The organism is Bacillus sp. 1780r2a1 (assembly GCA_024134725.1).
In the GTDB taxonomy this organism is placed as follows: Bacteria; Bacillota; Bacilli; order Bacillales; family Bacillaceae_H; genus Priestia; species Priestia aryabhattai_A.
The window spans coordinates 3,977,426-3,990,452 of the sequence record CP099863.1 but is presented as its reverse complement, the minus strand read 5'-3'; the positions used below and the strand labels follow the sequence as shown (position 1 = coordinate 3,990,452).

The 13,027-nt window shown below is 38.0% G+C and carries 12 protein-coding genes; all 12 read left to right on the top strand.

Annotation, left to right across the window (positions count from 1 at the left end):
- The first annotated feature begins 37 nt into the window (after window positions 1-37).
- The 12 genes from NIZ91_20175 (at window position 38) to putP (ending at window position 13,024) form a co-directional block, all read left to right on the top strand.
- Window positions 38-346: a cytochrome c gene (locus NIZ91_20175; GenBank protein USY54987.1), complete on the top strand. Its 309-nt coding sequence runs from the start codon at window positions 38-40 to the stop codon at window positions 344-346.
- A 302-nt stretch (window positions 347-648) separates the two neighbouring features.
- A complete protein-coding gene (gene ftsE / locus NIZ91_20170; GenBank protein USY54986.1) occupies window positions 649-1,335 on the top strand; it encodes a cell division ATP-binding protein FtsE in 687 nt (228 codons plus the stop codon).
- Window positions 1,325-2,215: a permease-like cell division protein FtsX gene (gene ftsX, locus NIZ91_20165; protein ID USY54985.1), complete on the top strand. Its 891-nt coding sequence runs from the start codon at window positions 1,325-1,327 to the stop codon at window positions 2,213-2,215. Before ftsE ends, ftsX begins: the two co-directional genes overlap by 11 nt.
- A 110-nt stretch (window positions 2,216-2,325) precedes the next feature.
- On the top strand, window positions 2,326-3,651 hold the full coding sequence (locus tag NIZ91_20160) for a peptidoglycan DD-metalloendopeptidase family protein (protein ID USY54984.1): 1,326 nt from the start codon (window positions 2,326-2,328) through the stop codon (window positions 3,649-3,651).
- A 173-nt stretch (window positions 3,652-3,824) separates the two neighbouring features.
- Window positions 3,825-5,267: a S41 family peptidase gene (locus NIZ91_20155; protein USY54983.1), complete on the top strand. Its 1,443-nt coding sequence runs from the start codon at window positions 3,825-3,827 to the stop codon at window positions 5,265-5,267.
- Window positions 5,268-5,412: 145 nt separating this feature from the next.
- On the top strand, window positions 5,413-5,730 hold the full coding sequence (locus NIZ91_20150; GenBank protein ID USY54982.1) for a helix-turn-helix transcriptional regulator: 318 nt from the start codon (window positions 5,413-5,415) through the stop codon (window positions 5,728-5,730).
- A gap of 44 nt (window positions 5,731-5,774) precedes the next feature.
- A complete protein-coding gene (locus NIZ91_20145; GenBank protein ID USY54981.1) occupies window positions 5,775-6,410 on the top strand; it encodes an FMN-dependent NADH-azoreductase in 636 nt (211 codons plus the stop codon).
- 155 nt (window positions 6,411-6,565) lie between these two features.
- On the top strand, window positions 6,566-7,201 hold the full coding sequence (locus NIZ91_20140) for an FMN-dependent NADH-azoreductase (protein ID USY54980.1): 636 nt from the start codon (window positions 6,566-6,568) through the stop codon (window positions 7,199-7,201).
- A gap of 267 nt (window positions 7,202-7,468) precedes the next feature.
- A complete protein-coding gene (locus tag NIZ91_20135) occupies window positions 7,469-8,659 on the top strand; it encodes a PDZ domain-containing protein (GenBank protein ID USY54979.1) in 1,191 nt (396 codons plus the stop codon).
- A gap of 272 nt (window positions 8,660-8,931) precedes the next feature.
- Window positions 8,932-9,846: a proline dehydrogenase gene (locus NIZ91_20130; protein ID USY54978.1), complete on the top strand. Its 915-nt coding sequence runs from the start codon at window positions 8,932-8,934 to the stop codon at window positions 9,844-9,846.
- A 24-nt stretch (window positions 9,847-9,870) separates the two neighbouring features.
- Complete coding sequence (gene pruA, locus NIZ91_20125) at window positions 9,871-11,439, top strand: L-glutamate gamma-semialdehyde dehydrogenase (protein ID USY54977.1); 1,569 nt, start codon at window positions 9,871-9,873, stop codon at window positions 11,437-11,439.
- Between the two features lie 121 nt (window positions 11,440-11,560).
- Complete coding sequence (gene putP, locus NIZ91_20120; GenBank protein USY54976.1) at window positions 11,561-13,024, top strand: sodium/proline symporter PutP; 1,464 nt, start codon at window positions 11,561-11,563, stop codon at window positions 13,022-13,024.
- Window positions 13,025-13,027: the final 3 nt, after the last annotated feature.

The following is a 13,027-nucleotide window of genomic DNA, read 5'->3' as shown; positions in this document are numbered from 1 at the left end:
AATGGTTAATTTTATTGTGGAATGAGGAGGGATAGCCATGAAGAAATTAGCATTAGCAATCATTGCAGGAGCATCTCTTACATTGGCAGCGTGCGGTGGAGGTAATGAGTCTTCTGAAACAGCTTCTGAAGCAAGTGGAGAAGAGCTTTATCAACAAAACTGTTCAGGTTGTCATGGGCAAAATCTTGAAGGTGCAAGAGGACCAAACCTTGAGAAGGCTGGCGCGAAATATTCACAAGAAGAAATTGAAGACATTATCAATAATGGTAAAGGAAGTATGCCAAAAGGCTTGGTAAATGAACAGGAAGCGAGTAAAATTGCGGAATGGTTAGCTGAAAAGAAATGATATAGAACGAGGAGCAAAGAGCTTCTCGTTTTATTTTTTTACAAAAGTTTAGGCGGAAATAGTCCCGCTATTTCTTTTAATTTCCTTGATAGAAGACGTCTTTTTAGGGAGATAAAACAGGTTATGTGAATCCGACTATTGTCATATTTGAAATGAAAATGTAATATTTTTAGGGCTTAAATTCTCGAAAAGTGATGTTATAATGAGAAAGCAACTGAAATGAGTCGTTTTTTTTGATTTTTTTTGTAATTCTTTGTCGAAAGACGGGAATGAAAATAACACACTTGATTAGGTGATAACTGATGATTGAAATGCAAAATGTTTATAAAACGTATCCGAACGGTGTGAAAGCAATCAATGGGATTAGCATCAAGATTAATCAAGGTGAATTTGCTTATATCGTAGGACCAAGTGGAGCGGGTAAATCCACATTCATTAAAATGATGTACCGTGAGGAAAAACCTTCTACCGGCGACATCATTGTCAATGGCTCTAACGTAGCCAAAATTAAAAGTCACAAGGTACCAATCTTCCGTCGTAATATTGGGGTTGTTTTCCAAGACTTTAAACTTTTACCGAAGTTAACGGTATATGAAAACGTGGCGTTTGCTTTAGAAGTTATTGAGCAGCACCCAGAGGAAATTAAAAAGCGCGTAATGGAAGTGCTTGACCTTGTAAAGTTGAAAAATAAAATGCGTGCATTCCCAGATGAATTATCTGGTGGAGAGCAGCAGCGGGTGTCAATTGCGCGTTCTATTGTAAATAAACCAAAAGTGGTCATTGCAGATGAGCCGACAGGGAACTTAGATCCTGAAACATCTTGGGAGATTATGGACATTTTTGAAGAAATTAATAAAAGCGGTACAACAATTTTAATGGCAACTCACAATCGTGAAATTGTAAATGCAATTCGTAAACGAGTAATTGCTATTGAAAATGGAAAAGTTGTGCGTGATGAAGTAAGAGGTGATTACGGATATGAAGGCTAGAACATTCGGTCGCCACTTACGAGAAGGAGCAAAAAGTCTTAGTCGAAACGGGTGGATGACTTTTGCATCAGCTAGTGCGGTAACAGTTACCTTACTACTAGTTGGTGTCTTTTTAACGCTTATGCTTAACCTAAATCATGTAGCCAATTTAATTGAAAACGACGTTGAGATTCGAGTACATGTCGATCCAGCAGCTACAGACGAAGAGCAGTCGGCTATTGAAGAGGAATTAAAAGCAATTAGCCGTGTTGATACGGTGTCTTTTTCTTCTAAAGACAAAGAGCTCAAAAGCTTAATTGATAGCATGGGTGAAGAAGGTAAAGCATTTGAACCTTTTGAACAACAAAACCCATTAAATGACGTATTTATTGTGAAAACAAAAACACCAAACGATGTGGCTAAGGTTGCTACAGAGATTGAAAAATATTCAAATGTTACAAATGTGCAATACGGACAAGGAGAAGTTGAAAAGCTGTTTAACGTCCTAGAAGTTGCCCGTAACATTGGAATTGCTTTAATTATCGGTTTGCTTTTCACAGCAATGTTCTTAATTTCTAATACAATTAAGATTACCATCGTTGCTCGTCGTGAAGAAATTGAGATTATGAGATTAGTAGGAGCAACAAACCTATTTATTCGCTGGCCATTCTTCATTGAAGGGTTGTTGCTTGGATTATTAGGTTCAATTGTACCAATTGGTGTCTTAATTGGTGTGTATACGTTTGTATTCAATCAATCTGAGCCAAAATTCAACGGATATTTTGAGCTTTTACCAACGTTCCCATTCACGCTTCAAATTGCGCTATTACTTGCTGTAATCGGTGGATTTATCGGCGTTTGGGGAAGTATGCTATCAGTTCGAAAATTCTTAAAAAAATAAACTATATTATTCAGTACCACGACAAATCTAGCCTAAACGTTAGATTTGTCTTCTTACATATAAAGATGATAAGCACATAAAAAACATGTACAAATGAGGAGAACAGGCAAATGAAACGCAAAGTATTAACGGTTACAGCAGCGGCTTTTGTCGGGCTAAGTGGTGTATGGTTAAGTTCGGGGAATATCGCTTATGCAAACGGAGACATTGATAAAAAGATTAGCGATTTAAATGAAAAAAGTTCAAATGTAAACAAAAACATTAATGAAGGTAAAGAAGAAATAAAATCTTTACAAGAGCAACAGAAAAAAACAGAAGCCGAAATGAAGCGTTTAGATGCAAAAATTGGTGAGACAAATGAGAAAATTCGCAGTCGTGAGTCTGAAATATCAGAAACAAAGAAAGAAATTGAAAAATTAAAAAAAGAAATTGAAGAAGTAAAAGAACGCATTGAAAAGCGAAACGAACTGCTAAAAGATCGAGCTGTAGCACTACAGGAAAGCGGTGGCTCAGTAGATTACATGCAAGTTCTACTAGGTTCACAAAGCTTTGGTGACTTCATTAGCCGTGTTAGTGCAGTGTCTACGATTGTAGAAGCGGACCGTGAGTTATTAATTCAGCATGAGCAAGACAAAAAAGAGCTTCAAACAAAAGAAACAGCTGTTCAAACAAAGCTAGATTCACTTGAAAAAGCGTTAAAAGAACTTGAAACATTGTCGGCAGACCTTGAGAAGCAAGTCGCTGAAAAAGATAAATTAATTGCTACTTTACAATCCCAAGAACAATCAGCAAACGATGAAATTGTTGGTTTAGAAGAAGAAGCAGCTCTATTAGCTGACCAAAAGAAAGCAGCAGAAGGTGAAAAGGCAGCTTGGGAGCAAGAGCAGCGTGAAAAAGCAAAAGCGGCAGCAGAAGCAAAGGCAAAAGCTGAAGCAGAAGCGAAAGCTAGTCAATCACAGCCAGCAGCAAAATCTGCACCAAGCGCAGCACCAGCTCAAAAAGCAGAAGCTGCACCAGCACCAGCAGTAACAAGTGGTTCGTTCATGCGCCCAGCTAACGGCCCAGTTACATCTCGATTTGGTTATCGTGAAACGTTTGGTCGCATGCACTACGGAATTGATATTGGAAAACGTGGCGGTAGCGTACCAATTGTCTCTGTAGCGGATGGAACAGTTATTCGAGCGTATTATTCATCATCTTTCGGAAATGTTGTATTTGTACGTCACAACGTCAACGGTCAAACTTGGGTATCAGTCTATGCGCACTTAGAAAGTTATAATGTGTCTAGCGGTCAATCAATCGGAAAAGGCCAACAGTTAGGCTACATGGGTAATACAGGTCGTTCATTTGGTGCACATTTGCACTTTGAACTTCATAAAGGAGATTGGCAAGGAAGCAGCTCTGCTGTAAACCCTGAAAATTATATTAACTTCTAATTTTGTGCATATGTTGTACAAGCTTATCATAAAATCTTAACAAAAAGGCATCACACTTGATTTGTGTGGTGCCTTTTGCTACAAATAACACATGCATCCTTTTTATTACATAGTTTCAAGGCTATCTATTATAATAAAAAGAGATGGGTCAGGGTTGAGGAGGATGAAAGAGCTTGAATCGAAAAATAGTGGCATTATTAATGATACTCTCTCTTGTAGTTGGGGCAGCAGGTACTTATTTTGGATTACAATATGTAAGTGCTCAAAGCGCTGGTTTATCAAGTCTCTCGTCTGCTACAGGGACAAACAATGTAGATGTAAATGGTGAGTTTGAAAAGATTAAGCAAGCCTATGACCTTATATCATCCCAATATTATAAGGATGTAGATGAAAAAAAATTACTAGAAGGTGCTATTCAAGGAATGGTACAGACGCTTGATGACCCTCATTCATCCTATATGAATAAGGAAACAGCAAAGCAATTTGAACAATCACTTGACTCATCCTTTGAAGGAATTGGTGCAGAAGTTAGCATGGTAGATGGCAAGGTTACAATCGTAGCACCATTTAAGGAATCACCGGCTGAGAAAGCTGGTTTAAAACCAAACGATCAAATTTTAAAAATTGATGGTAAAAGCATTGAAGGATTAGAGCTTTATGATGCAGTATTAAAAATTCGCGGTAAAAAAGGGTCAACAGTTAAATTAGATGTTCAGCGTCCCGGTGTAAAAGAAACGATGAAAGTTGATGTGGTCCGTGACGAAATTCCAATTGAAACTGTTTATTCATCTGTAAAGAAAGTAAATGGCAAATCAATTGGCTACATGGAGATTACTTCATTTTCTGAATCAACCCAGGATGAATTTAAAAAGCAGCTAAAAGAACTTGAAAAGAAAAACATTGAGGGACTTGTCCTTGATGTGCGTGGAAACCCAGGTGGCTATCTCCAAAGTGTAGAGAAAATGTTAGATGAGCTTGTAACAGGTAAAAAGCCGTATGTACAAATTGAAGAGCGTGACGGTGATCGCCAAACGGTTAAGTCTTCTTTAAAAGAACCAAAAGATTATCCAATTGTAGGATTAATCGATGGTGGTAGCGCATCTGCTTCAGAAATCTTAGCCGGTGCGTTAAAAGAAGCTGGTGGATATGACATCGTCGGTGAAAAGTCATATGGCAAAGGAACAGTTCAGCAAGCGGTGCCAATGGAAGATGGCAGTAACTTAAAGCTGACATTCTATAAATGGTTAACACCCGATGGCAACTGGATTAATGAAAAAGGAATTAAGCCAACTGTTGAAGTAAAGCAGCCTGACTATTACTACACAAATCCAATTCAAGTTACCAAAACACTGAAATTTGATATGACAGATGATCAAATTAAAAATGCACAGCAAATGTTAAAGGGATTAGGTTTTGAACCTGGCCGGACCGATGGATATTTTGGTAAAGAAACAGAAACAGCTGTAAAAGCGTTCCAAAAAACAAATGACCAAAAAGTGACGGGAGAAATTGACGAAGATACAGCAGCACTACTTCAGACGAAGCTGCTGGAAAAAATAAAGTCTAAAGAAGATGATCGTCAATTAGAAACGGCTCTAAAGCTTGCGAGCGAATAATGAATGAATACAAAAACCCCCTCTTTGCAGACCTGCAAAGAGGGGGTTTTTGTAGAAATAGTGAGCATGTTTATTCCCTATTTCTGTTACAATAAGTGAACAAGTTGTTTTTTCATCCATATTAATAAAGGAGGATCTCACTAATATGGAAGAACAAAAAGAGTTACAGCCAAAGGTAGAGAAGAGTTTTGAATTGATTGGTAAAAAATGGACGGGTTTAATCATTTATGTGCTGATGAGCGGTCCAAAGCGTTTTAGCGAGCTCAATGAGGCAATTCCGGCTTTAAGTAGAAGATTATTAACTGAGCGAGTTAAAGAGTTAGAAGAGCATGATATTGTATTACGCACAGTTATACCCGATCGTCCAATTCGAACAGAATATACTCTTACACAAAAAGGAAAAGAGCTAGGGCAGATTTTAGGACCCATTACGCAATGGGCAGAAAGCTGGATTAAAGATTAACAAGTACAGGAGTAGAAGCCTAGCTACAGAAAGGAAGACCAAAGATGGCAAACGTTCTTTATATTACTGCACATCCACTAAGTGAAGATGAATCATTAAGTATGGCGGTAGGCCAGCAATTTATTGAAGCCTACCAAAAAACAAACCCTAATGATGAAGTCGTTCATTTGGATTTATATAAGGCTGACATACCATTTTTAGATAAGGACGTATTTAACGGATGGAAAAAGTTGCGTACAATGGGCTCTTTAGAAAATTTATCATCAGATGAGCGAATGAAAGTAGGACGACTGGCAGAATTAGGCGCACAATTTTTATTAGCAGATAAATACGTGTTTGTTACGCCCATGTGGAATTTTTCAGTCCCTGCCATTATGAAAGCTTACATTGATGCAATTGCTGTATCAGGCAAGACGTTTACATATACAAAAGAAGGTGCGGAAGGTTTGTTAAAAGGAAAGAAAGCACTTCATATTCAAGCTCGAGGAGATGTGTATTCAGAAGGCCCAGAAGTAAACCGTGAAATGGGACATCGCTATCTAGAAGTCATGATGGACTTTTTTGGGATTGAATCCTTTGAGAGCATTATTATTGAAGGTCAGGTAAAGTTTCCAACTAAAGCACAAGAACTGAAAGAAAAAGCAATAAATCAAGCGTTGAATATTGCTACTACTTTTTAAAAAGACTTTTACCAGTCTTTTTTTTATATTTAAAAGACATAATAAAAAACAGAGTAACCATTTAAACGCAAATAAAACAGTTGACTAAAAAGGTTACCTAGGTTATTATTAGTAACATAGTTATCAAAAAAGTGAAAGAAAGGTGCGAATTCAACATGGCAAAAGTATTATATATTACAGCACATCCGCATGACCATCAAACTTCATTCAGTATGGCTGCAGGAAAAGCATTTATCGACACATATAAAGAAGAAAATCCAAGCGACGAGGTTGTACACATTGACCTTTATAAAGAAGATATTCCACAATTAGATGCAGATATCTTTGGTGGATGGGGAAAACTAGGAGCAGGTGAAGCATTTGATAAGTTATCTGCTGACCAGCAGCGTAAAATCGCTCGTTTAAACGAATTAAGCGATCAATTTGCGAATGCTGATAAATATGTATTTGTAAATCCAATGTGGAACTTCTCATTCCCGCCGGTTATGAAAGCATACTTAGATTCTGTTGCTGTAGCAGGAAAAGCATTCCGTTATACAGAGCAGGGAGCAATTGGATTATTAACAGATAAAAAAGCATTCCATATCCAAGCAAACGGTGGTATCTATTCAGAGGGCCCAGCAGCAGATGTGGAGATGGGACATCGCTATATTGGCATTATCATGAATTTCTTTGGGGTTCCGTCATTTGAGGGATTATTTGTCGAAGGTCATAATGCAATGCCTGCAAAAGCAGAAGAAATTAAAGCAAGCGGCATTGAAAAAGCAAAAGAAGCAGCACGCAAATTTTAATAAAGAAGTAAGAAAAAGGGTATCTACACAGTAGATGCCCTTTTTTTGGGTAAATAGAATTGAACACATATGTGTAGAACAGACAGTTACCATACAAAAATGAATGATTTGTTCCTTTTCTCATAGTGCTTGGAGGACTGTTTTTTAGAAAAAAACAACATTGGCGGTTGTTCTCATACTTTGTTAAAATGAAATTACTGGTTATACATATAAATCTGCGTTGATAAATAAAAATAAGAAGTTGAGGGAGTAGTAGGCGGTGGAAAGATGGAAGTCGTAACAGAGATTCTAAAAGGAGCGGGAAAGCTTTTTATACATCCGCTCACCTATTTATTTTTACTGGTTTCATTCTTTGTTGGTCTGGCACGCGTTAAGCGTGAACGAAAAAACTTTCACGTTCGAGTATTTGATTTTATTTTAGAAGCGAAGTATTTATTTTTTCCTGGCATTATTATTGGCTTAATCCTTTCAATTATCACTGTTTTAGTAGGGACATACGTAACAATTGGAACGCTTGTGTTTATTGCTTTAATCACGTTTCTTCTGAGTGGACCGTGGACATTCCGATGGTTATCGCCCGCTTATGTGTTAGGTGTAACCATTTTTGCTACGCTAGTTATTCCAAACGTAGGAATTGGAAGTGGGATTGTTCATACATTGTCACTTGAATTAAAGGATGCACATTTACCATCGCTAACGTTTTTGTTAGCGCTACTAGTAGTAGCAGAAGGATATTTGATTTGGAAGTTTGGTGTAAAAGGAACCTCTCCTGCTATTATTAAGAGCAAACGAGGCCAAGAGATTGGTGCTCATTTCTCTCAAAAGCTTTGGGTTGTTCCGGTGTTTTTATTAGTTCCTGGTGATGCAATTACGTCCACTTTCAGCTGGTGGCCAGTACTTACGGTGGGGCAAACGTCGTTTAGCTTATTTTTTGTTCCATTTGCGATAGGATTTAGTCAACGAATTCAAAGCATGTTGCCAAGCGCATCAATTTCATTCACTGGAAAAAGAGTACTATTTTTAGGTGTTGGTTTAGTTTTAGTGGCATTTATAACATTGGTTGTTCCACTATTTTCAATTGTTGTGGCGGCTCTTGGTATCGTAGTTCGACAGTGGATTAGTACAAAACAACGTGTGGTAGATGAAAATTCAGCACCATTTTTCACAAAAAAATTAGAGGGTGTTATCATATTGGGAGTTATTCCAGGATCACCCGCTGAAAAAATGGGCTTACAAGTTGGAGAGTTAATTACAAAAGTAAACGGTGTGCCTGTATCAGAAGTTGCAAAATTCTACGAAGCGCTTCAAGTTAATAATCGCGCTTTCTGTAAATTAGAAGTGCTTGATTATTCGGGTGAGGTTCGCTTTGCTCAGCGCGCTTTGTATGATAATGAACATCATGAGCTAGGAATTTTATTTGTTCATAACTACAAGAAGCTAACATCGGAAGCTGTTTAATTCAGAAACCCTATTTCTTTATCATAAAGAAGTAGGGTTTTTTGTTTGAAAAAGTATGACAGATGTCTTAACAAACTTCTAGTATATTCCTATTATGTTAGATATAATCAAATTATCGATTGAACAAAAGTGTATATTTTATAAAAAATAAACAAATTTGTTCAAAAAATACACAGAAAGCGTTTACAAAATTGTAGAGAGGAGAGTATACTGAACATATAGTAAGTTAAGAATCTTTTAAATCTTAATGTGATGAAGGAGGCTTGGTATTGATGGAGGTTTTAATGAGAACGATGTTTCAATCGTTAGGCAAAAATCACTCAATGAATAAATTAGCAAAAAGGTATGGTCTACGGATGGGTGCAGCAAGATTTGTGGCAGGTGATTCAATTGAATCTGCTATTAATACTTGTAGAGAGCTTAACGCTGCAGGTAAGGTTGCAACGTTAGATCATCTTGGGGAATTTGTATATACCAAAGAGGAAGCGGCTGAATCCACTGATATGTGTGTGCAGACATTACATGCAATTGCGCACTCAAATGTTAATTCAAATTTATCACTGAAGATGACATCTCTTGGTTTAGATATTAGCGAACAACTCTGCATGGACAATATGCGCAAAATTCTTGAGGTTGCCAAAATGCATGGAATTTTTGTTCGAATTGATATGGAAGATTATGCTCACTGTCAGCAGTCACTAGATATATATAAAGAGCTGCGAAAAGAGTATGATAACGTTGGAATTGTGATTCAAGCATATCTGTATCGCACACAGCAGGACATTAAAGACCTAAATCAATATCAAGCAAACTTGCGCTTAGTAAAAGGGGCATATAAAGAGTCACCTGAAGTAGCATTTCCAGCAAAAAAAGATGTAGATGAAAATCTTAAAGAAATTATTAAAATGCACTTGGAAAACGGCAATTATACAGCCGTGGCAAGCCACGATGAAGCAATGATTGACTATACAAAAGAGTTAGTTAAAAAACTGAATATTCCAAATGACCAATTTGAATTTCAGATGCTATACGGTATTTGTGTGGAGTTACAAGATAAGCTTGTTAAAGAAGGTTATAAAGTGCGCGTATATGTACCGTACGGTGTAGATTGGTTTGGGTACTTCATGCGCCGATTAGCTGAGCGCCCAGCGAATGTATGGTTTGTATTAAAGAACTTTGTAAAATAATTTCACGTAAAGGGGTAGATGAATATGACAATTACAACAAAACCATCTGTATTTAAAAATGAGCCTTTCACTGATTTCACAGTTGAAGCAAATAAGGTAGCGATGGAAAAATCGTTGAAAAAAGTAAAGGGTGAGCTAGGGAGAACCTACCCAATTTCAATTGGTAGCGAAACAATTGATACGGGAGATTATATTGTTTCAATTAACCCTGGGAGTAAAGATGACGTCATTGGGCGTGTGAGCAAAGGAACAACGGCTTTAGCAGAACAAGCAATGCAACAGGCGTTAACAACGTTTGAAACGTGGAAGAATGTTTCACCGGCTGAGCGTGCGGATTATTTATTTAAAGCAGCGGATTTGATGCGTCAGCGCAAGCATGAATTCTCTGCAATGCTCGTTTATGAAGTAGGGAAAAATTGGGCTGAAGCAGATGCAGATACAGCAGAAGCAATTGATTTTATGGAGTTTTATGCAAGAGAAATGCTTCGCCTTAGCGAGACGCACATTAACCAGCCATTAACGCCTGTAGATGGTGAAAAGACGCAAATGACGTATATTCCACTTGGAGTAGGCGTAATCATCTCGCCATTTAACTTCCCACTTGCTATTATGGCAGGGACTACCGTAGCGGCAATTGTATCAGGGAACACTGTTATCTTAAAACCGGCTGATTCAGCTCCGGTTATTGCGGCTAAATTTGTAGAGCTTATGAAAGAAGTAGGTTTACCAGAAGGCGTCTTAAACTTTGTGCCGGGAGACGGTATTGAAGTAGGCGAATACTTGGTTGAGCATCCAAAAACACGCTTTGTTTCTTTTACAGGTTCACGTGAAGTTGGTTGTCGTATTTACGAAAGAGCGTCTAAAGTACAGCCTGGACAGATTTGGTTAAAGCGTGTCATTGCTGAAATGGGCGGTAAAGATGGCATTGTGGTAGATGAAACAGCTGATTTAGATGCAGCTGCTGATGGAATTGTTGCAGCAGCATTTGGCTTCCAAGGACAAAAGTGCTCAGCAGGATCTCGAGCAATTATTGTGGAGTCTGTTTACGATGAAGTGGTAAATAAGGTTGTCGAACGCACGAAAAAGCTTAGTATTGGACTTCCGGAAAAAAATCATGCAGTCGGTCCAGTCATTGATCAAAAAGCATATAATAAAATTTTGTCGTATATCGAGGTTGGAAAAGGTGAAGGAACGCTTCTAACAGGGGGTAGCCCTGCCGAAGGGAATGGCTTCTATATTGAACCAACTATCTTTGGAGATGTGAGTCCGCAGGCACGTATTATGAAAGAAGAAATCTTTGGTCCTGTGCTTGCGATGGCAAAAGCAGCTGACTGGAAAGAAGCAATTGAAATTTATAACGATACAGATTACGGATTAACGGGTGGGTTCTTCTCTCAGGATGAGAGTCGTATTTCAACTGCGCTAAATGAAATGCATTGCGGTAACTTGTACATCAACAAAAAATGTACTGGTGCGTTGGTAGGAGTACATCCTTTTGGTGGCTTCAATATGTCAGGAACGGATTCTAAAGCAGGTGGATATGACTACCTACTTCTATTTACACAAGGGAAAATGACAGCTAGAAAGATTTAATGGGATTTAATCAGAGGGGCCCTGGGCCCTTTCTGATTATTTTTTTATCATAAAATTTTTGGTTACTTCTGAATTAAAATCTAGTATATTATTTCTATGCAAATTTGAGAGGAGAGATTTGATGGAGATTCAGCTGTTAAGTTCCATTGTGGTATACATGATCGGTATGTTATTAATTGGTTATTATGCTTACCGAAGGACTTCTAATCTATCAGACTATGTATTAGGAGGACGCTCGCTAGGCCCGGGCGTAACGGCTTTAAGTGCAGGAGCCTCTGATATGAGTGGATGGCTAATGATGGGATTACCTGGTGCTATGTTTGTTCAGGGGGTAAGTGCTTCGTGGATTGTAATTGGGCTTACGTTAGGTGCATATGCTAACTGGTTATTTGTTGCACCTCGTCTTCGTAAGTATACAGAAGTGGCTAATAATTCAATGACAATTCCAGCATTTTTAGAAAATCGCTTTAACGATGATTCCAAAATGTTACGCATGATATCAGCTATTGTTATTATTTTATTTTTTACTTTTTATGTCTCATCAGGAATTGTATCAGGAGGCGTTCTTTTTGAAACAACGCTTAATCTAGACTACGAGATAGGCCTATGGGTTGTAGCTGGAGTAGTCGTAGCTTATACGTTGTTTGGTGGCTTTTTAGCCGTTAGTTGGACCGATTTCGTTCAAGGAATTATTATGTTTGTTGCTTTAATCCTTGTGCCAATTGTGGTTCTTACACAAATAGGTGGATTTGATACGGCAATGAATGAGGTTCGAAACATTGATACGGACTTATTCAATATTTTTAGTGGCACAAGCTTCTTAGGCATCATTTCGTTGTTTGCATGGGGATTAGGTTATTTTGGACAGCCTCATATTATTGTTCGATTTATGGCTATCTCATCAGTAAAAGAAATTAAGCCTGCTCGTCGCATTGGGATGAGTTGGATGCTTGTTTCAGTGGTTGGAGCTATGCTAACGGGCTTTGTAGGCTTAGCCTATTATACAAAACAAGGGTTGGACATTGCCGATCCTGAAACGGTATTCATCGGATTAAGTACGATTTTATTTCATCCAATTATTACAGGTTTCTTATTAGCAGCTTTGCTAGCTGCCGTAATGAGTACCATTTCATCACAACTTCTTGTAACGTCAAGTTCATTAACAGAAGATTTGTACAAAACATTTTTCCGACGTTCAGCAAGTGATAAAGAACTAATGTTGGTTGGACGTGGATTTGTACTTCTTGTATCCATCATTGGTGTCATGATTGCATTTAATAAAAGCGGTACAATCCTATCCTTAGTCGGTTATGCGTGGGCAGGGTTTGGAGCTGCTTTTGGTCCTGTTATCTTATTGAGCCTTTATTGGAAACGAATGAATAAATGGGGAGCGTTAGCAGGTATGGTTCTTGGTGCCGTGACGGTTGTTGTATGGACAAAGATCCCTGGGCTATCGGATTTATTATACGAAATGATTCCAGGTTTTTTAATTAGCTTAGTTGGAATTGTAGTAGTAAGTCTATTAACACCTGCTCCGAACGAGAAAACGCAAAGCGAGTTTGAAGAATATAATCAATCAGCGTAACCA